Consider the following 19,601-nt stretch of genomic DNA (forward strand, 5'->3'; position numbering starts at 1 on the left):
GTGACCGGCGGTAGAGCCCAGCCCCACCGCGGCCACTCGATGCTCACGCGAGTCTAGCCCTAGGCGCTGCGGAGCCGCGAAGCCATCCGGGTTCGGGTCGCCGGGTCGGCCGCCGGCGGGAAGACCCGCCGCGCTCGCGGACGGCGTGTCAGAGGTCGGGCAGGGGATCTCTGGGCAGGTCACCGGGCGAGAACGCCTCCGCGTCCGCCGCCGCCACCACGGCGGCGTACTCGTCGTCGACCTCCAGGGTCATGCCACCGATCTCGATGCGGGGCCCCGACCCGAACTCGACCGGCCCGAGGCGGGTGCGGCGGGGGTAGCGCGCCCACACCCCTGACGGCTCGTCCCTGCTGAACATCTTGGTGGACAACAGGGTGATCGACCGGTCCGTCACCACGACGAGGAAACCGATCGTGGCGGGAGGCGGCAGGGCCACCGCGGGAAACACGTAGCGGATGTCCTCGCCGGGACCGAGCATCGCCCGGCAGCGCTCCCTGATCGTGGCGGACACCGGCATGGCGATCGCTCCCTCGACACACGACCTGTGGGGGCGGGGCGGGCGCCCGCGCCGGCACCACGCGAAGGTCAGGCGAGACGCTGCGCCACCAAATCCCACACTACGTCGGCGAGATCCTCTTTGGGACCCCTCGGAATCTCCACGGACCCGCCTTCCGCCGTGAGGACGACGGCAGCGTTGTCCGGCGTGCCGAACGCCAGGTTCTCCCCGACCTGGTTGACCACGAGCAGGTCGCAGCCCTTGCGCTCCAGCTTGGCCCGGCCGTTGGCCAGGACGTCGTCGGTCTCCGCCGCGAATCCCACGATCACCCGGGGACGCGGCCCGTCCGCCCCGGCCTCCTTCGCGGCGGCCAGACCCTCGCCGGTCTCGCGCCCGCCGCCCGCCGCCGCGGCGCCCGCGGCGTACGCCTCCAGCCTGGCCCGGCGAACCTCCCCCAGCTCGGCCAGGATGTCCGGATTTTTCACCAGATGGATTGGGTCGGGCTCGGCGGACGACTTCTTGATCTTCGTGTCGCTCTGCCGTACGGGCCGGAAGTCCGCGACCGCGGCGGCCATCACGACCGCGTCGGCGTGCTCGGCCGCCGCGAGGACCGCGTCGCGCAGCTGCCGCGCCGACTCCACCCGCACGACCTTCGCGCCGGCGGGATCGGGCAGCGTCACGTTGGCCGCCACGAGCGTGACCTCCGCGCCCCGGGCGACGGCCGTACGGGCGAGGGCGTATCCCTGCAGCCCGGAAGACCGGTTGCCGATGAACCGCACGGGGTCGATCGCCTCGCGGGTGCCCCCGGCGGAGACGACGACGTGCCGCCCGGCCAGGTCCTCGCGCCGGCCCGCCAGCACACGCCGGCACACCTCGAAGATCTCGGCGGGGTCGGGCAGCCGCCCAGGACCGGTGTCGGCGCCGGTGAGCCTGCCGACGGCGGGCTCGATCACGATCGCGCCGCGCTCGCGCAGCGTCGCCACGTTCGCCCGCGTGGCCGGGTGCTCCCACATCTCGGTGTGCATCGCGGGCGCGAACACCACCGGGCACCGCGCCGTGAGCAGGGTGTTGGTGAGCAGGTCGTTGGCCATGCCGTGCGCGGCGCGGGCCAGCACGTCCGCCGTCGCCGGGGCGACGACCACCAGATCGGCGGACTGCCCGATGCGCACGTGCGGCACCTCGTGCACCGACTCCCACACCTCGGTGGTCACCGGATTGCCCGACAGCGCCGCCCAGGTCGGCTCGCCCACGAACCGCAGAGCGTCCCGGGTCGGCACGACGCGCACGTCGTGACCCGACTCGGTGAACAGGCGGAGCAGCTCGCAGGACTTGTAGACCGCGATGCCGGCGCTCACGCCCAGCACGACAGACGTCATCGACGGAGTGGTGCTCAGCCCTCGATGGGCTCAGAGGTGAGCAGGCCCTCGGAGACCTCGCGCAGGGCGATGGACAGCGGCTTCTCCTGGGCGTGGGTCTCCACGAGGGGCCCCACGTACTCCAGCAGGCCCTCGCCGAGCTGAGAGTAGTAAGCGTTGATCTGGCGCGCCCGCTTCGCACCCATGATCACAAGGCTGTACTTGCTGTCGACGATGTCGAGAAGCGCGTCGATCGACGGGTTGGTGATGCCTTCCGCGTAGGCGGAGCTGCTTGCCACGTCAGTGATTCCCCTGGCTAGGTGAGTGTCCCATCAAGGTTATCAGCCGGTGGCACACGCCCTTGACGGACGTGTTGACGATCGTGAGATCGAACTCCTTCTCCGCCGCCAGCTCGATCCGGCCCACCTCCAGGCGGCGGGCGATCACGTCGGGAGGCTCGGTGCCGCGGCCGCGCAGCCGCCGCTCCAGCTCCTCCCAGCTCGGCGGGGCCAGGAACACCAGCAGGGCATCGGGCATGGTCGTACGCACCTGCCTGGCGCCCTGCAGGTCGATCTCCAGCAGAGCGGGGACGCCTGCCGCCAGCTTCTCCAGCACCGGCCGCCTGGGCGTGCCGTACCGGTTGCCGGCGAACTCGGCCCACTCCAGAAGCTCGCCGGAGGCGACGAGCTCGTCGAACTCGTCGTTGCCGGCGAAGAAGTACTCCACGCCGTGCTGCTCCCCCGGACGGGGCTTCCGGGTAGTCACCGAGACCGACAGCCACACCTCAGGGTGGGACCGCCGGAGCTCGGCGACGACCGTGGACTTCCCCACACCCGACGGACCGGACAGGACCGTCAGGCGCGGGCGAGGCCTGGAGTCACCGCCGCGCGTCCTGAACCCGCTGGTCGCGACTGCCTCGTGGGCCCGATCTCCAGCGGACCGGGACGTGTCGGTCACTCCGTACCCCCGTGAAACTCGCTCGTACGCCGCCGAGATCAGCTCTCGGCGCCGCCGAACTCGCGCTCCAGGGAGGCGCGCTGGTTGGCGCCGAGACCCCGCACGCGGCGGGATTCGGCGATACCAAGGCGCTCCATGAGCTGCTTGGCGCGGACCTTGCCGACGCCAGGGAGCGACTCCAGCAGAGCCGAGACCTTCATCTTGCCGATGACGTCGTCGGTCTGCCCATCCTTCAGCACCTCAGCCAGAGAAACCGCGCCGTGCTTGAGCCGGTTCTTGACCTCGGCACGCTCCTTGCGTGCCTTGGCAGCCTTCTCAAGAGCTGCGGCGCGCTGCTCGGGGGTCAGGGGAGGAAGAGCCACGCCGGGTCACCTCGAATTTCTTGTCGATGTACTCGGACGGGAGGGGAAACTAGCTGGTCTTGGCCGTAACGGCAACGTCAAGGGCGGTTTCTCGGACTACAAAATTGATTTTACTACTTTTGGTATTGGAAAAGTCACTCTTCGTAGATCAAAACCGCCTCAGCAGGCCCGGAGCGGGATGACGCATGGTGACGGCGCCGGAGACCGCCCGGCGCTCGATCAGGGGCTCACACGGCGCAGCGCGGCGGCGATCGCGGCGGCCGCCGCGCCCGGGTCGGGCGCCCCGGTGATGGGCCGTCCGATCACGAGGAGGTCGGCCCCGTGTGCGATCGCGTCCTCCGGAGTGGCCACCCGCGCCTGGTCCTGGGTGTCGGCGCCGACGGGCCGTACGCCGGGGGTGATCAATGTCACGTCCGGACCGACCTCCGCGCGTACGGCGGCGACCTCCCTGGGCGAGCAGACGAGGGCCTGGGCGCCCGCCCCGACGGCCACGGCGGCCATACGGCGCGCGGCGTCCGCGGGGGGTCCCTGGATACCGATCTCGCGGAGATCGGCCTCAGAAAGCGACGTCAGGAGCGTCACGGCCGCGATCTGGGTGTTGGGGGCCCCCTCGACGGCCGCCCTGACCATCGCGGGGCCCCCCGCGGCGTGCACGGTGAGGTACGTCGGCTTGAGCCGGGCGACCGCCCGGGCGGCGGCGCCGACGGTGTTCGGGATGTCGTGCAGCTTGAGGTCCAGGAAGACCTGCACGCCGCTCGCGCCGCGCACCGAGGCGATCACGTCGGGCCCGTACCGCAGGTAGAGCTCCAGTCCCACCTTCACCGTGGTGACGTGCGGGGTGACCAAGCCGGCCCAGCGGGCCGCGGTCTCCAGGTCGGGCGCGTCCAGGGCGACGGCGATGGGAGCGGGCGTGGTCAAAGCGAACTCTCCTCGAGATCTGTTCGTTTTCGTGGTTGCGCGCCCGCCGGGCGGTGGGCCAGGCCCACGGCGTCGGCGAGCCGGTCGAACCCGCGCTCCTGCAGAAGCTCCTCAAGCTCCCTCAGGACCCGCGGGCAGGCGTAGGGGTCGTGGAACAGCGCCGTGCCCACCGCGACGGCGCAGGCGCCCGCCAGGACGAGCTCAAGGGCGTCCCTGCCGGTCGAGACGCCGCCCATGCCGATGATCGGCACTCCCGGCAGCGCCGCGTGGACCTGCCATACGCAGCGCACCGCCAGGGGCCGTACGGCGGGGCCGGACAGGCCGCCGGTGCCCGCCGCGAGCGAGGGGCGCATCGTGTCCACGTCGATGCTCATCCCGACCGGAGTGTTGATCATCGCGAGGGCGTCGGCGCCGCCGTCCACGCACGCGCGTGCGACCGCGACGACGTCCGCCACGTCCGGGGACAGCTTGGCGATCACCGGCACCTCGTACGGCGTGGCCGCGCGCACCGAGGCCACGACCTCCGCCGCGGCGGCCCCGTCGCGGGCGAACACCCTGCCGCGGTCCTCGACGTTCGGGCACGACAGGTTGATCTCCACGGCGGTGATGCCGTCGACGCCGGCCAGGCGCCGCGCCAGCGCGGTGTACTCGGTCACGGTGCCGCCGCCGATCGACACGACCGTGCGGGCCCCGCGCTCGGCCAGCCAGGGCAGCTCGCGCTCCAGGAACGCCTCGACGCCGGGGCCCTGCAGGCCCACGGCGTTCAGCAGCCCGGAGGGGGTCTCGGCCATCCGCGGCGTCGGCCGTCCCGCACGGGGGGCCATGGTGATCGACCGGGTGACGAACGCGCCCAGCCGGTGGACGTCGGAGAACTGGGCCAGCTCGCGGCCGGTCCCGCCGCAGCCTGAGGCGGTCAGCACCGGGTTGGGCAGCTCGACATGGGCCAGGTAGGTCCGCAGGTCGGCGGTCACGGCCGCCTCCCCCGCCCCGGCTCAGACATGCCGTCCGCCGGGCGCGCCGAGCGCGTCGAACGGGATCGTGCCGACGTCGTCGAACCGCACCCGCTCGCCCCGGAACACCGGCCCTTCGGTGCAGGCGCGGACCATGCGGGTCACCCCGTCGTCGCCGATGACCGGCACCACGCACGTCATGCAGACGCCGATGCCGCAGGCCATGGACTCCTCCACGGCCACCTGCACGGGGATGCCGAGCTCGACGGCGACCGCCGTGACGCCGCGCAGCGTGTCCATCGGCCCGCACGCGTAGACCGCGTCGGCCCGCGCGTCGGCGATCACGCCGGGCAGCACGTCGGTCACCTTGCCGCGCATGCCCAGCGAGCCGTCCTCGGTCGTCAGCGTGGTCGTCTCGCCCATCCGGCGGGCCCGCAGCGCCCCGAAGACCCGGTCGGCCGACGGCGCCCCCAGCACGAAGTCGATGCGGCAGCCCCGCTGCTGCAGCGCGTCCCCCAGCGCGAACAGCGGCGCCGCGCCGTGCTCGTCGCCGACCAGCACGCAGGTGCAGGGGTCGCGGGGCAGAGGGAAGGGACGGCCGAGCGGGCCGACCATGTCGAGCGTGTCGCGCGCCCGCAGGTCGGCGAGCCAGGCCGTCCCGGCACCGCGCACGCCGAAGACGAGCTCCACCGTGCCACCGTAGTCCGGCTTCACGTCGTGGATCGTGAAGGCCCGCCGGGTGAGCATCGAGGAGTCGCGGCCCCCGACGGCGACCGTGACGAAGTGGCCGGGCCGGAACCGGTCGGCGATGCCCGGCGCGACGACGGTCAGCGCATGGTAGGCGTCCACGCGGCGCGTCGTCAGCACCGTGCCCGTGACCTGAACCGGACTGCCGGCCACTCCCTGCTCCCTGTTCCTGGCGCTCGCTCCGCTCGCGCGGCTCCGGGCGCCCAAGCCCTCCGCGTGTCCCGGGCTAGTCTCGCAGCCTCCTGGCGTGTTCCTGGAGGGAACACACGTCGATGTCGCCTCTGACGATGTGCTGGATGCCCTGCACGGCGGCGGCCAGGCCCTGGACGGTCGTGATGCAGGCGATGCCGCGGTTGACGGCGGCGGTGCGGATCTCATACCCGTCCAGGCGCGGCCCGGACTGGCCGGGGCTGCTGAACGGGGTGTTCACGATGAGGTCCACCTCCCCGTCGAGGATGCGCCGCACGATCGTCGACTCGCCGTCGGGACCGGTGCCGTCGCTGTGCTTGCGCACGATCTTGGCACGGACGCCGTTGCGGCGCAGCACCTCGGCCGTGCCCTCCGTGGCCAGGATCTCGAAGCCGAGATCCGCGAGCGCCTTCACGGGGAAGATCATGGCCCGCTTGTCCTTGTTCGCGACCGAGACGAACGCCCGTCCCTTGGTCGGCAGCGCGCCGTAGGCCGCCGACTGCGACTTGGCGAAGGCCGTGCCGAAGAACTCGTCGATGCCCATGACCTCGCCGGTCGAGCGCATCTCCGGCCCGAGGACGGTGTCCACGCCGCGGAACCGGTTGAACGGCAGCACCGCCTCCTTGACCGCGACCGGCGCGTCCATCGGCAGCGTGCCGCCGTCGTAGTCGGCCGGCAGCATGCCCTCGGCGCGCAGCTCGGCGATCGTCGCGCCCAGCATCAGCCGCGCCGCCGCCTTGGCCAGCGGCACCGCCGTGGCCTTGGACACGAACGGCACCGTACGGCTGGCCCTGGGGTTGGCCTCCAGGACGTACAGCACGTTGGCGGCCATCGCGTACTGGACGTTCAGCAGGCCGCGCACGCCCACACCGCGGGCGATGGCCTCGGTGGCCGCGCGGATCCGCTTGATGTCGAAGCCGCCCAGCGTGATCGGCGGCAGCGCGCACGCCGAGTCGCCGGAGTGGATGCCGGCCTCCTCGATGTGCTCCATGACGCCGCCGAGGTAGAGCTCCTCGCCGTCGAACAGCGCGTCCACGTCGATCTCGATGGCGTCGTCGAGGAACCGGTCGATCAGCACCGGGTGCTCGGAGGCCGCCTTCGCCATGTACGCCCCGAGGGTGTCCTCGTCGTACACGATGGCCATGCCGGCGCCGCCGAGCACGTACGACGGCCGCACGAGCACCGGGTAGCCGATCTCCTCGGCGACCGCCCGCGCCTCCTCCACGGTCGTCGCGGTGCCGTGCCTCGGCGCGGGCAGCCCGGCCTCGGCGAGGACCTGCCCGAACGCGCCGCGGTCCTCGGCGAGGTGGATCGACTCGGGCGAGGTGCCGACCACGGGCACCCCCGCGTCCTTGAGCGCCTGGGCGAGCCCGAGCGGCGTCTGACCGCCGAGCTGCACGATGACGCCGACGACCGGCCCGGTCTCCCGCTCGGCGTGCACGACCTCCAGGACGTCCTCCAGCGTGAGCGGCTCGAAGTAGAGCCGGTCGGAGGTGTCGTAGTCGGTCGAGACGGTCTCGGGGTTGCAGTTGACCATCACGGTCTCGTAGCCGGCCTTGGCCAGCTCGAACGACGCGTGCACGCAGGCGTAGTCGAACTCGATGCCCTGGCCGATGCGGTTGGGCCCGCTGCCCAGGATGATCACCTTGGGCCGGTCGCCCACCGGCACCTCGTTCTCCTCGTCGTACGTCGAGTAGAGGTACGGCGTGCGCGCGGCGAACTCGGCGGCGCAGGTGTCCACGGTGTTGTAGACGGGCCGGACGCCGTGCTCGTGGCGCCTGGCCCGCACCTCGGGCTCCGGCACGCCCAGGATCTCGGCGATCTGCGCGTCGCTGAAGCCGTGCCGCTTGGCCAGCTCAAGGGTGGGCCGGTCGAGCGCGGTGATCGACCGGGCGACCTCGTCGATCGCGAAGAGCTGGTCGACGAACCACGGGTCCACCGACGTGGCCTCGTGGACCTGCTCGGGGGTCGCGCCCGCCCTGATGGCCTGCTGCATGGTGCGCAGCCGCCCGTCGTGCGGCGTGCGGCAGGCGTCCAGGAGCTCGTCCAGGTCGCCGGGCTCGCCCGCCCAGCTGAACGACGACCCCTTCTTCTCCAGCGACCGCAGCGCCTTCTGCAGCGCCTCGGGGAAGGAGCGGCCGATCGCCATCGCCTCGCCGACCGACTTCATGTGGGTGGTCAGCGTCTGGTCGGCCCCGGCGAACTTCTCGAACGCGAACCTCGGCACCTTGACCACGATGTAGTCGAGCGACGGCTCGAACGACGCCGGGGTCTCCTTGGTGATGTCGTTGGGGATCTCGTCGAGGGTGTAGCCGATCGCGAGCTTGGCGGCGATCTTGGCGATGGGGAAGCCGGTGGCCTTGGACGCCAGGGCCGACGACCGCGACACGCGCGGGTTCATCTCGATGACGATCATCCGGCCGGTCTGCGGGTCGACCGCGAACTGGATGTTGCAGCCGCCGGTGTCCACGCCGACCTCGCGGATGACCGCGATCGCGACGTCGCGCATGTTCTGGTACTCGCGGTCGGTCAGCGTCAGCGCGGGCGCCACCGTCACGCTGTCGCCGGTGTGGACGCCCATCGGGTCGATGTTCTCGATGGAGCACACGATGACCACGTTGTCGTTGCGGTCCCGCATGACCTCGAGCTCGTACTCCTTCCAGCCGAGGATCGACTCCTCCAGGAGCACCTCGGTGGTCGGGGACGCGTCGAGGCCGGCGCCGGCGATGCGGCGCAGTTCCTGCTCGTCGTGGGCGAAGCCGGAGCCCGCGCCGCCCATGGTGAAGCTCGGGCGCACGACGAGCGGGTAGCCCAGCTCGCCGGCCGCGCGCAGGCACTCGTCCATGGTGTGGCAGATCAGGCTGCGCGCCGACTCGGCGTTGAGGCCGTGCTCGGCGGCGACCTTGGCGACGATCTCCTTGAACCGCTCGCGGTTCTCCCCCGCCTGGATGGCGTCGATGTCGGCGCCGATCAGCTCGACGCCGTACTTGTCGAGCACGCCCGCCTCGTGCAGCGCCACGGCGGTGTTGAGCGCCGTCTGGCCGCCCAGCGTGGGCAGCAGCGCGTCGGGCCGCTCCTTGGCGATGATCTTCTCGACGATGTCCGGCGTGATCGGCTCGACGTAGGTGGCGTCGGCGAACTCCGGGTCCGTCATGATCGTGGCGGGGTTGCTGTTGACGAGGATGACCCGGAATCCCTCGCTGCGCAGGACGCGGCAGGCCTGGGTGCCGGAGTAGTCGAACTCGCACGCCTGTCCGATGACGATCGGGCCGGAGCCGATCACCATGACGGACCTGATGTCCGTACGCTTAGGCACCCTTGGCCCCCTTCTTGTCGTCCATCAGCTGGCAGAACTCGTCGAACAGATACGCCGCGTCGTGCGGGCCCGCGGCCGCCTCGGGGTGGTACTGCACGCTGAACGCGGGGCGGTCCAGCAGGCGCAGCCCCTCCACGCAGTCGTCGTTGAGGTTGACGTGGCTCACCTCGGCCGCGCCGTACGGGGTCTCGAAGGGCCCGTCGAGCGGCGCGCGCACGGCGAAGCCGTGGTTGTGCGCGGAGATCTCGACCTTGCCGGTCCTGCGGTCCTGCACCGGCTGGTTCACTCCGCGGTGGCCGTACCGCAGCTTGTAGGTGCCGAGGCCGAGCGCCCGGCCGAGGATCTGGTTGCCGAAGCAGATGCCGAAGAACGGCACGCTCTCGTCCAGCACCTCACGCAGGGACTCGACCGCGTACCCGGCCGCGGCGGGGTCGCCGGGGCCGTTGGAGAAGAAGACGCCGTCGGGGTCGAGGGCGAGGATGTCGGCCGCCTTGGCGGTCGCGGGCAGCACGTGCACCTCGCACCCCCGCTCGGACATCCGCTGCGGGGTCATGGCCTTGATGCCGAGGTCGACCGCGGCGACGGTGAAGCGCTTGCGCCCGACCGCCGGCACGACGTACGGCTCGGCCGTGCTGACCTCGCGGGCCAGGTCGGCGCCCTCCATGCCGGGCGAGCGCCGCACCCGCTCGACCAGGTCGGCGATCTCGCCGCCCTCGCTGAAGATGCCCGCGCGCATCGCGCCGCGCTCGCGCAGGTGGCGGGTGAGGGCGCGGGTGCCGGGCATCGCGATGCCGACCACGCCCTGGTCGCGCAGGTAGTCGTCGAGCGTCCTGCGGGAGCGCCAGTTCGACGGGATCCGGGACGGCTCGCGCACCACGTAGCCCGCGACCCAGACCCTGCGGGACTCGGGGTCCTCGTCGTTGACACCGGTGTTGCCGATGTGCGGGGCGGTCATCGCGACGATCTGGCGGTGGTAGGAGGGGTCGGTGAGCGTCTCCTGGTAGCCGGTCATGCCGGTGTTGAAGACCATCTCGCCGAACGTCTCGCCCACGGCGCCGTACGGCGTTCCCTCGAAGACGCGTCCGTCCTCGAGCACGAGCAGGGCTGTCATACGAGCTTCCCTTCGAGAACGGTGGGCCGGCCGCGCAGGAACGTGGCGACGACGCGGCCGGGCAGGGTCAGCCCCTCGTAGGGGGTGTTGCGGCTCTTCGACGCCATCGCCGCAGGGTCGACGGTCTGCCGGACCGACGGGTCGTACAGCGTGACGTTGCCGGGGGCGCCGGGCTCGATCGGGCGGCCGTGCCCGGTCAGGCGGCCGATCGCGGCCGGCCGCGCGGACATGCGGTCGGCGACGCCGGCCCAGTCGAGCAGCCCGGTCTCGACCATGGCCTCCTGGACCACGGACAGGGCGGTCTCCAGGCCGATCATCCCCATGGCCGCCGCGGCCCACTCGGTCTCCTTGTCCTCGACCGGGTGGGGGGCGTGGTCGGTGGCCACGCAGTCGATCGTGCCGTCGGCCAGCGCCTCGCGCAGCGCCCGCACGTCCTCGGCGGTGCGCAGCGGCGGGTTCACCTTGTAGATCGGGTTGTACGGCCCGAGCGGCGACCTCTCCGCGCAGGAGTCGGTCAGCAGCAGGTGGTGGGGGGTGACCTCGGCGGTCACGTCCCAGCCCTTCGACTTGGCCCAGCGGATGATCTCGACGGAGCCCGCGGTGGAGACGTGGCAGACGTGCAGCCGGGAGCCGACGTGCGCGGCGAGCAGGCAGTCGCGCGCGATGATCGCCTCCTCCGCGACCGCCGGCCAGCCGGTCAGGCCGAGCCTGGCCGACACCTCGCCCTCGTTGAGCTGGGCGCCCTCGGTCAGCCTCGGCTCCTGGGCATGCTGGGCCACGACGCCGTCGAACGCCTTGACGTACTCCAGCGCCCGGCGCATCAGCACGGCGTCGGACACGCACTTGCCGTCGTCGGAGAAGACCCGCACGCGGGCCGCGGAGTCGGCCATCGCGCCGAGCTCGGCCAGCTGGCGGCCCTCGAGGCCGGAGGTCACGGCGCCCACGGGCTGCACGTCGCAGTGGCCGTATTCCTGGCCGAGCCGCCAGACCTGTTCCACCACGCCGGCGGTGTCGGCCACCGGGGAGGTGTTGGCCATCGCGTGGACGGCGGTGTACCCGCCCCGCGCCGCGGCCTGGGTGCCGGTCTCGACGGTCTCGGCGTCCTCCCGGCCGGGCTCGCGCAGGTGGGTGTGCAGGTCCACCAGGCCGGGCAGGGCGACCAGCCCGTCGGCGTCGACCGTCTGGTCGGCCTTCGCGCCCGCGAGGTCGCCGGTCTCGGCCACGACGCCGTCGCGCAGCAGGATGTCGCTCGGGGCGCCGCCCAGGATGCGGGCGCCCCTGATGAGGATGGTGGTCACAGTCTCCTCGTGATGGTCGTACGTGCTCATTCGGCGCCTCCGATCGCGGGCTCGGAACCGCCGAGCAGCAGGTAGAGGACGGCCATCCGGACCGTCACGCCGTTGGCGACCTGCTCGACGATCGTCGAGCGCGGCGAGTCGGCGACCTCCGCGGAGATCTCCATGCCGCGGTTCATCGGGCCGGGGTGCATGACGATGGCGTCGTCGTGCAGGCGGGCGAAGCGGTCGCGGTCGAGGCCGTAGCGGCGGCTGTACTCCCGCGCCGAGGGGAAGTAGGCCGCGTTCATCCGCTCCAGCTGGACCCGCAGCATCATCACGACGTCCGACTTGGGCAGCACGGCGTCGAGGTCGTACGAGATCTGGCAGGGCCAGGTCCCGACCGCCACCGGCAGCAGGGTCGGCGGCGCGACCAGCGTCACCTCCGCGCCGAGCGTGTGCAGCAGCAGCACGTTGGACCGGGCGACCCGGCTGTGCAGCACGTCGCCCACGACGGCGATCTTCAGGCCCTCCAGCCGGCCCAGCCGGCGGCGGATGCTGAAGGCGTCGAGCAGCGCCTGGGTGGGGTGCTCGTGGGTGCCGTCCCCGGCGTTGACCACGCTGCCGCGCACCCAGGTGGCCAGGCGATGCGGCGCGCCCGAGGCGCTGTGCCTGATCACCACGGCGTCGGCGCCCATGGCCTCCAGGGTGAGCGCGGTGTCCTTCAGCGACTCGCCCTTGGACACGCTCGACCCCTTGGCCGAGAAATTGATCACATCGGCCGACAGGCGCTTGGCCGCGGCCTCGAAGGAGATGCGGGTCCGGGTGGAGTCCTCGAAGAAGAGGTTCACCACCGTGCGGCCGCGCAGCGTCGGCAGCTTCTTGATGGACCGCTGCGAGACCCGCGCCAGCTCCTCGGCCGTGTCGAGGATGAGGAGCGCGTCGTCGCGGGTGAGGTCGCCGGTCGAGATCAGGTGACGCTTCATCGGTCGTCCTCCTTGATGAGCACGACCGCGTCGCGCCCGTCCGTCTCCTCCAGGAAGACCTTGACCTTCTCGCTCTTGGAGGTCGGCAGGTTCTTGCCGACGTAGTCGGCGCGGATCGGCAGCTCCCTGTGGCCGCGGTCGACGAGCGTGGCGAGCTGGACGGCCCTGGGCCTGCCCACGTCGTTCAGCGCGTCGAGTGCGGCGCGCACGGTGCGGCCGGAGTAGAGGACGTCGTCCACGAGGACGACGGTCCTGCCGTCCACGCCGTCCGGGGGCAGTTCGGTGCGGCCGAGCGGGCGCGCGGGCCGCAGGCGCAGATCGTCGCGGTACATCGTGACGTCGATGGCGCCGACGGGGACCTTGATCCCCTCGAACTGCGCGATGCGCCCGGCGATGCGATGCGCGAGGGTGGCGCCGCGGGTGGGGATGCCGAGCAGGACGACGCTCTCCGCGCCCCTGGTACGTTCGAGGATCTCGTGTGCGATCCGGGTGAGCGCCCGGTGGATGTCGGGCCCCTCCAGGACGGCACGGGCCTGATTTCGGGCATCAGACATGAAAAAGTCACCGCCTTTCCCGCCTCACGGGACGGGTCTTAAAAGGGTGTCGGTTCTGCTTAGAGTATCAGGGCCGTCTGCGAACCCCCCTCCCGCCAGGGGTGATGGCCCCGGAGGAGTCGTTCGCCCTCGGCGTGACGAGACGTGCCGGGGACCTTCGGGAACCTTCCGGTGACGTTCCGGTCACGTTCCGGGACGTTCGGGGGCCGGGCGGGGGGCGGGCCGGGATCGGAAGCCGCATCGCGCCGGGTGTCGGTGATTTCGGTGAGAGCACTGTTTGACGCTCTTTTTTCCAATCAGCTTGACCTTTGGGAGTGTCGGCTTTACCGTCACTGTCCGTAACCACAACACGCGACCTTCCTGGGTAAAACCCGACGCAGCGGTCACCGAAGGTGCCGGTCACGGGCACCAGCCCCGGTGTTCGGAACGCTTAGGACAAGGACGCACAATCAAGTGAGAAGAGTCATAGAAAGCCGGGGGCCACACGATGCCGTCTGACTACGCCAAGTCGCTGGGCGCGCGCCTGCGCGCCATCCGGACCCAGCAGGGGCTGTCCCTGCACGGTGTGGAAGAGAAGTCCCGCGGACGGTGGAAGGCCGTCGTCGTTGGCTCCTATGAGCGGGGCGACCGCGCGGTGACCGTGCAGAAGCTCGCCGAGCTCGCGGATTTCTACGGAGTGCCGGTGTCGGAGCTTCTTCCGGGCGGAGCCGCCCCCAGCCCGCTTGCGCCCGCTCCCAAGCTGGTCATCGACCTGGAGCGGCTGTCGCAGCTGCCGAAGGACAAGGCCGGCCCGCTTGCCCGTTACGCCGCCACCATTCAGAGCCAGCGGGGCGACTACAACGGCAAGGTGCTGTCCATCCGGCAGGAGGACCTGCGCTCGCTCGCGGTCATCTATGACAAGTCGCCGGTCGAGCTGACCGAGGAGTTCATCCACTGGGGTGTGCTCGACGCCGAGGCCCGCCGCGCCGTCGAGTCCTTCTGACCTCCCGCCCGGTTCGTACGCGGCTCCCCGCGCCGATGCCCGTCCTCTCCGGCGTAGTCACGGGCGGCGCCTCCGCAAGGGGGAGCCGCCGGTACGAGTGATTCCCGCCACGCGGGGATAGGTCAGGACATGACGTTTTACGTGGGCTCCGAGGTGGGCAGGCTTCGCCGGGTCCTGGTCGACATACCCGAACTCGCGCTCAAGCGGCTCACCCCGGGCAACAAGGACGGCCTGCTGTTCGACGACGTGCTGTGGGTGCACCGCGCGCTGGAGGAGCACCGGGAGTGGTGCGAGGTGCTGGCCGGGCGCGGCGTCACGGTGCACCACCTCGGCGACCTCCTGCGGGAGGTGATCGAGATCCCCGACGCGCGCAAGCACATCCTCGACGGCAGCGTCGACGAGCACTGGTTCGGCCCGCTGGCCGCCGACGCGATCCGCAACACACTCGACGCCCTCGACGCGGACACGCTCGCGCCGCTGCTGACCGGCGGGATCACCAAACGCGAGATCATGGAGCTGGGCTGCGACCCCGGCTCCATCGCCTTCCACACGCTCGGCATGGACGACTTCGTCCTCCCGCCGCTGCCCAACCACCTGTTCGCCCGCGACACCTCCTGCTGGGTGTACGACGGGGTGTCGATCAACGCGATGCGCAAGAAGGCGCGCAGGCGGGAGACCGTCAACTACGAGGCGGTCTACCGGTGGCACCCGCTGTTCGCCGCGGGATACGGCAACCCCGACGCCGGCGGGTTCAACGTCTGGTACGAGGGCGTGCGCATGGCCCCGGCCACCATCGAGGGCGGCGACGTCCTGGTGCTCGGCAACGGCGTCGTGCTCGTCGGGGTGAGCGAGCGCACCCAGCCGCAGGCCGTGGAGATGCTGGCGACCAATCTGTTCCGGGCGGGGTCGGCGACCCGCATCGTGGCGCTCGACCTGCCCAAGACCCGTGCGTTCATGCACCTTGACACCGTGATGACCAACGTCGACGTGGGCGTGTTCACCAAGTACGCCGGGCTCGGCATGCTCCCGTCGTACACGGTGGAGCCGGGCGACACCGACAAGGAGCTGAAGGTCACCGACCACCCGCCGGAGGACATGCACAAGGCGATCGCGCGGGCCCTCGGCCTTGACGACATCAAGGTCCTCACGCCGACGCAGGACGTGCACGCGGCCGAGCGCGAGCAGTGGGACGACGGCTGCAACGTGCTGGCGCTGGAACCCGGCGTGGTCGTGGCCTACGAGCGCAACACCACGACCAACAACCACCTGCGCAGGCACGGCATCGAGGTCATCACGATCCGGGGCAGCGAGCTCGGCCGCGGGCGCGGCGGGCCACGGTGCATGAGCTGCCCGCTGGAGCGCGACCCCGTCTGATCACCCCGGCGTGCGCCTCGTTCCCGGCATCACCGTGGGTGCCCCGGCTCCTGGCCGACCTTGGCGCGGGCCCAGTGGGCGCCTGGGCCGTGCCGGACGGGCGAGCGGGGCCATGGGCGGAGACGGAGGTCAGCCGGCCATGGGCAGAGTGGGACGGCCGGGCAGGCCGAGGATCGACTCGACCTCGCCGACGAACCTGTCCGCCTCCGCTATGATCTCCTCTGCGTCGTTCTGCGTGACGGCTCGGACCATGCCGGCCTCGGCCGCCGCGCGCTTGGTCGCGCTCACCGCGAAGTAGGCCGCCCAGTCCGCGAGCTTGGGCTCGGCCTCCGGCAGCAGCTCCCAGGCGCTGCGCAGCCGCCGCCTGCGGCCGTCCATCGGCCGCGGACGGGCCGCGAGGATCCCGGCGGCCGCACGGAGGGCCGCCAGGTGGGCCGACACGTAGCGGTCCGCGGGGGTGGGCCCGACGGTGGCGTCCGCGAGGCACGCCCTGGCGTCCGCGAGGTGTGCCAGAACCGCCTGCGAGAGCCGGGGCCCGCTCTTCTGATCGTCGTTCTGCTCAGTCATGCCCGCCTCCTTGAGTCGTGGCACTCCGGCGAAAGCCGTCGGTGACTTCACAGTCGCAGATCGCACCGACAATTCCGCCGGCCGGGAGATCCCGTGAACCGCTCGAGATCGCCCGACGCTTTCTCAGGCTCCCGTGGGCGGCCGGACGAGGAGCTTCCCCTCTCCCCGTCCGGCCCACGCCGCGGGCCGTGCCGCATCCGTCTCCGCCGACGACGAAGGCACGAATCCAACGGGGTGGGCGCGAGCCGCGAGTCCCACGCCCACTCCATCGAACATAGATTCGATCATGTCCTCTGTCAAGGCTGTCAACGAATATGTGTTCGAGGACCACGTTCGAAACACGGGCCGCAGACGGCGGAGGGGCCCCGCGCGACCACCTCGCGCGAGGCCCCTCCGGGGATGGCGCTAGCGCCTGAAAGCGCCCCTGACGTGCACAGGGACACCCTTGCCGAGCATGCCGGGCAGGATCTCGGCCACGTTCATGGGCAGCCGCACGCAGCCGTGCGACGCCGGGTAGAGCGGCACCGACAGCGCGCCGTGGAGCGCGATGCCGCCGTTGAAGAAGATGGGGTTGTAGAGCTGGCCGAGGTAGGACCGGTGCCAGCCCTTGGCCCGCCAGGTGGTCGCGTAGTCGCCGGTCGGCGTGCGGGCGCTGCCGGAGAACCGCTGCCGCTTGCCGTTCCAGGTGGCGTACTCGGTGTAGGGGATGCCGCTGCCGCTGGAGATGTGGCTGATCAGAACCGGCGCGCCGCCCCGATACAGAACCATCACCTGCTTGGTCAGGTTCACCTCGACGCGGGTCGCCTTGCCCCTGGGCACCAGGACCTTGGGCAGCCGGGGGTTCTCCAGCGCCCTCCAGGTGCGGGCCGCGACCGTGCTGGTCGGCGTGATCCCCTGCACCTTCTGGAACGCCCAGACCGCCGTCAGCGTGGCCCCGCCGTACCGGCCGTCGACGCTGCCGGGCACGTACCCGAGTTCCTTGAGCCGGGCCTGCAGCTCCTTCACGGCGGAGCCCTTGGCGCCGAGCTTGAGCGTCTTGCCCGGGGCGGTGAACGGCGGGTAACCGGCGGCGCGGGCGGGAACGGCGCTTCGCACCGGGAACGCGGGGAGCGCCGAGGACGCCTGAAGCGCCGGGAGCGCGGTCCCCGCCGTGACGGTCCCCGCCGGCACGGCGGTGCGCGCCTGCGCCGTGCCGCTCACGCCGGTCGCCGCGAAGGCAGCCGCGAACGTCGCCGCCCCCACCGCGACGAGCAGTCGCCGTCGACCCCTCATCATGACCAACCCCCTCATAAACCCGTTTCTCGATCAAAGGACTCACCTTACGGTCCGATTGTGAGCCGCGTGATCGTAAGTGGCCATAATCGGCCGCGTATGTCCTGGCAATCCGTTTAGAGTGACCGGGTGGCAGAAAAGTTGCATCCGAACGTCGTCCGGGTTCAGGAGGCCCTGCGGGCCCACGCGGTGACGGGCGAGGTCGTCGTGCTCGACGAGGCCGCCCCGACGGCCGCCGCGGCGGCGGCCCAGCTGGGCTGCGAGGTCGGCGCGATCGCCAACAGCCTGATCTTCGACGCGGACGGCGCGCCGCTGCTGGTGCTGACCAGCGGCGCCCACCGCGTGAACACCGATCTGATCGCGCGGCTCGTGGGCGCGGCGAAGGTGCGGCGGGCCACGCCGGAGTTCGTCCGCGAGCACACCGGGCAGCCCATCGGCGGCGTCGCCCCGGTCGGGCACCCCGCGCCCGTACGGACGCTGGTGGACACCTGGCTGGGCAAGCACGACGTCGTGTGGGCCGCCGCGGGGCACCCCCACACCGTCTTCCCCACGTCCTACGACGAGCTGCTGCGTATCACCGGGGGCACGGCCGCCGAGGTGGAGTGACGCCTGCCGGACCGGCCCGGCGTCGTTTTGCTAGTGTGCGACGAGTGATCCAACTGCGACGGGTGGGGCCCGACGAGTTCAGGGCGGTGCTGGACACCGTGCTGGAGATCTACACGGTCGCCATGCGCCCGCCGTCGGACCAGCTCGCGGGCCGCTTGGCGATCATGCGCAACCACGCCACCTATCCCGACTTCGACTGTGTGCTCGCGGAGGACACGCAGGCCTCCGGCATCGCCGGCTTCGCGTACGGCTTCCACGGCGGCCAGGGGCAATGGTGGCACGACGTCGTACGCGGGGCGCTGCAGGACCGGGCCGGGCCGGTGGTGGCGAACGCCTGGTTCGGCGACGCCCTGGAGATCGCCGAGATCCACGTGCGCCCCGAGTATCAGGGCCGGGGAATCGGCCGGCGGCTGATCCACACGCTGTGCGAGGGCCGCCCGGAGCGCACGGCCGTGCTGTCGACGCACGACGCCCCCACCGTGGCCCGGCACCTCTACCGGGACGTCGGGTTCGCCGACCTGATGACCCGGTTCGTCTTCCCGGGCGGTTACGAGGAGTACGTCATCGCCGGGGTGCGCCTGCCGCTGCCCGAGCCCGGGGCCCGCGAAGGCTGACGGGACCGGCCGGCTCAGCCGGCCACGGCGGCGGGCACGCTGTGCAGCGCCTGGAACACCTCGCGGGTCGCGCTCGACCGGTTGAAGGTGATGAAGTGGATGCCGGGCGCGCCCTCGTCGAGAAGCTTCTGGCACAGCTCGACGGCGTGCTCGATGCCGAGGCGGCGGACCGCGGCCGGGTCGTCGGCGACGGCCTCGAACCGCTCGGCCACCTCCGGCGGGAACGGCGCACCGGACAGCTGCTCCGACCGGGCGATCGTGCTCATCTGCGTCACGGGCATGATGCCGGGGATGATCGGGGTGTCGCACCCCTGGGCCGCCACGCGGTCACGCAGCCGCAGATAGTCCTCCGCCCGGAAGAACATCTGGGTGATCGCGTAGTCCGCGCCGGCCCGGCACTTCTGCACGAAATATTTGGTGTCCGACTCGATGGTCGCCGACCTGGGGTGCTTGTACGGGAAGGCGGCCACCCCCACGCAGAAGTCGCCCGCCTGGCGGATCAGCCGCACCAGCTCCTCGGCGTACAGGACGCCCTCCGGGTGCTTGACCCACTCGTCCAGGGGGTTGCCGCCGCGCGGGTCGCCGCGCACGGCGAGGATGTTGCGCACGCCCGCGTCCGCGAACCTGCCGACGAGGTGGCGCAGCTCGCGGATCGAGTGGTCGACCGCGGTGAAGTGGGCGACGGGGGTCAGCGTCGTCTCGTGCGCCAGCCGCTCGACGATGTCCACCGTGCGGTCCCGGGTCGAGCCGCCGGCGCCGTAGGTCACGGAGACGAACGTCGGCCGCAGCCCTTCCAGCTCGCGGATCGCCCTCCACAGCTGGCGCTCCCCCTCGTCGGTCTTCGGCGGGAGGAACTCGAACGAGAACGAGCGCTCGCCCGCGGCCAGCAGTTCGCGGACCGTCGGGACGCGATCAGGAAGCCGCGAGGGCAGACCGAGAGCCATACCGGCAAGAGTACAGCGATGGCGGTT

The 19,601-nt window shown here is 71.5% G+C and carries 20 protein-coding genes; 4 read left to right on the forward strand and 16 right to left on the reverse strand.

The genetic code is table 11. The features are described from left to right. Positions 1-148: 148 nt before the first annotated feature. The 13 genes from FH610_RS12460 to pyrR form a co-directional block, all read right to left on the reverse strand. The gene (locus FH610_RS12460; RefSeq protein ID WP_079320031.1) at positions 149-517 is read right to left on the reverse strand and encodes a hypothetical protein; all 369 of its coding nucleotides are present in this window, start codon (positions 515-517) and stop codon (positions 149-151) included. Between the two features lie 68 nt (positions 518-585). Then, complete coding sequence (gene coaBC / locus FH610_RS12465) at positions 586-1,872, reverse strand: bifunctional phosphopantothenoylcysteine decarboxylase/phosphopantothenate--cysteine ligase CoaBC (RefSeq protein WP_139574473.1); 1,287 nt, start codon at positions 1,870-1,872, stop codon at positions 586-588. Positions 1,873-1,886: 14 nt separating this feature from the next. Next, entirely contained in the window at positions 1,887-2,150 is a 264-nt protein-coding gene (rpoZ, locus tag FH610_RS12470; protein ID WP_030508986.1) for a DNA-directed RNA polymerase subunit omega, read from the reverse strand. 1 nt (position 2,151) lies between these two features. Further along, positions 2,152-2,709 carry a guanylate kinase gene (gene gmk, locus FH610_RS12475; RefSeq protein ID WP_240808934.1) on the reverse strand — a complete coding sequence of 186 codons (558 nt, stop codon included), beginning with the start codon at positions 2,707-2,709 and terminating at the stop codon, positions 2,152-2,154. Between the two features lie 137 nt (positions 2,710-2,846). Continuing rightward, entirely contained in the window at positions 2,847-3,170 is a 324-nt protein-coding gene (gene mihF, locus FH610_RS12480; protein ID WP_030450375.1) for an integration host factor, actinobacterial type, read from the reverse strand. Positions 3,171-3,389: 219 nt separating this feature from the next. Beyond that, on the reverse strand, positions 3,390-4,088 hold the full coding sequence (pyrF, locus tag FH610_RS12485; RefSeq protein ID WP_139574475.1) for an orotidine-5'-phosphate decarboxylase: 699 nt from the start codon (positions 4,086-4,088) through the stop codon (positions 3,390-3,392). Next, positions 4,085-5,059, reverse strand: a complete 975-nt coding sequence (locus FH610_RS12490; RefSeq protein WP_139574476.1) for a dihydroorotate dehydrogenase — start codon at positions 5,057-5,059, stop codon at positions 4,085-4,087. The genes pyrF and FH610_RS12490 overlap by 4 nt, the downstream gene beginning before the upstream one ends. 21 nt (positions 5,060-5,080) lie before the next feature. Beyond that, on the reverse strand, positions 5,081-5,938 hold the full coding sequence (locus FH610_RS12495; protein ID WP_139574477.1) for a dihydroorotate dehydrogenase electron transfer subunit: 858 nt from the start codon (positions 5,936-5,938) through the stop codon (positions 5,081-5,083). Positions 5,939-6,011: 73 nt separating this feature from the next. Then, complete coding sequence (carB, locus tag FH610_RS12500; protein WP_139574478.1) at positions 6,012-9,290, reverse strand: carbamoyl-phosphate synthase large subunit; 3,279 nt, start codon at positions 9,288-9,290, stop codon at positions 6,012-6,014. Continuing rightward, positions 9,283-10,401 (reverse strand): glutamine-hydrolyzing carbamoyl-phosphate synthase small subunit, encoded by a 1,119-nt coding sequence (gene carA / locus FH610_RS12505; RefSeq protein WP_139574479.1) that lies wholly within the window; start codon positions 10,399-10,401, stop codon positions 9,283-9,285. Before carA ends, carB begins: the two co-directional genes overlap by 8 nt. After that, on the reverse strand, positions 10,398-11,729 hold the full coding sequence (locus FH610_RS12510; RefSeq protein WP_240808915.1) for a dihydroorotase: 1,332 nt from the start codon (positions 11,727-11,729) through the stop codon (positions 10,398-10,400). Before FH610_RS12510 ends, carA begins: the two co-directional genes overlap by 4 nt. Next, positions 11,726-12,661: an aspartate carbamoyltransferase catalytic subunit gene (locus FH610_RS12515; RefSeq protein WP_139574480.1), complete on the reverse strand. Its 936-nt coding sequence runs from the start codon at positions 12,659-12,661 to the stop codon at positions 11,726-11,728. Before FH610_RS12515 ends, FH610_RS12510 begins: the two co-directional genes overlap by 4 nt. Then, positions 12,658-13,215 carry a bifunctional pyr operon transcriptional regulator/uracil phosphoribosyltransferase PyrR gene (gene pyrR / locus FH610_RS12520; RefSeq protein ID WP_139574481.1) on the reverse strand — a complete coding sequence of 186 codons (558 nt, stop codon included), beginning with the start codon at positions 13,213-13,215 and terminating at the stop codon, positions 12,658-12,660. The genes FH610_RS12515 and pyrR overlap by 4 nt, the downstream gene beginning before the upstream one ends. Before the next feature lie 487 nt (positions 13,216-13,702). On the opposite strand from pyrR, the gene bldD reads away from it, so the two are divergent. Both bldD and FH610_RS12530 read left to right on the forward strand, forming a co-directional pair. Further along, a complete protein-coding gene (gene bldD, locus FH610_RS12525; protein WP_030508976.1) occupies positions 13,703-14,197 on the forward strand; it encodes a transcriptional regulator BldD in 495 nt (164 codons plus the stop codon). A 129-nt stretch (positions 14,198-14,326) separates the two neighbouring features. Further along, positions 14,327-15,571: an arginine deiminase gene (locus tag FH610_RS12530; RefSeq protein WP_139574482.1), complete on the forward strand. Its 1,245-nt coding sequence runs from the start codon at positions 14,327-14,329 to the stop codon at positions 15,569-15,571. A gap of 129 nt (positions 15,572-15,700) precedes the next feature. Here FH610_RS12530 and FH610_RS12535 read toward each other — a convergent pair whose 3' ends face one another. Both FH610_RS12535 and FH610_RS12540 read right to left on the reverse strand, forming a co-directional pair. Then, positions 15,701-16,138 carry an SAV_6107 family HEPN domain-containing protein gene (locus FH610_RS12535; RefSeq protein WP_076432068.1) on the reverse strand — a complete coding sequence of 146 codons (438 nt, stop codon included), beginning with the start codon at positions 16,136-16,138 and terminating at the stop codon, positions 15,701-15,703. Between the two features lie 405 nt (positions 16,139-16,543). Further along, the gene (locus tag FH610_RS12540; RefSeq protein WP_240808916.1) at positions 16,544-17,413 is read right to left on the reverse strand and encodes a L,D-transpeptidase family protein; all 870 of its coding nucleotides are present in this window, start codon (positions 17,411-17,413) and stop codon (positions 16,544-16,546) included. Between the two features lie 126 nt (positions 17,414-17,539). Between FH610_RS12540 and FH610_RS12545 the strand changes: the two genes are divergently transcribed. Both FH610_RS12545 and FH610_RS12550 read left to right on the forward strand, forming a co-directional pair. Continuing rightward, complete coding sequence (locus FH610_RS12545; RefSeq protein ID WP_139574483.1) at positions 17,540-18,016, forward strand: YbaK/EbsC family protein; 477 nt, start codon at positions 17,540-17,542, stop codon at positions 18,014-18,016. Positions 18,017-18,060: 44 nt separating this feature from the next. Further along, positions 18,061-18,630 (forward strand): GNAT family N-acetyltransferase, encoded by a 570-nt coding sequence (locus tag FH610_RS12550; RefSeq protein ID WP_139574484.1) that lies wholly within the window; start codon positions 18,061-18,063, stop codon positions 18,628-18,630. Between the two features lie 14 nt (positions 18,631-18,644). On the opposite strand, the gene metF is transcribed toward FH610_RS12550, so the two are convergent. After that, the gene (metF, locus tag FH610_RS12555) at positions 18,645-19,574 is read right to left on the reverse strand and encodes a methylenetetrahydrofolate reductase [NAD(P)H] (protein WP_139574485.1); all 930 of its coding nucleotides are present in this window, start codon (positions 19,572-19,574) and stop codon (positions 18,645-18,647) included. Between the last annotated feature and the right edge of the window lie 27 nt (positions 19,575-19,601).

Origin of the sequence: Microbispora catharanthi, from assembly GCF_006334915.2 — a bacterium.
In the GTDB taxonomy this organism is placed as follows: domain Bacteria; phylum Actinomycetota; class Actinomycetes; order Streptosporangiales; family Streptosporangiaceae; genus Microbispora; species Microbispora catharanthi.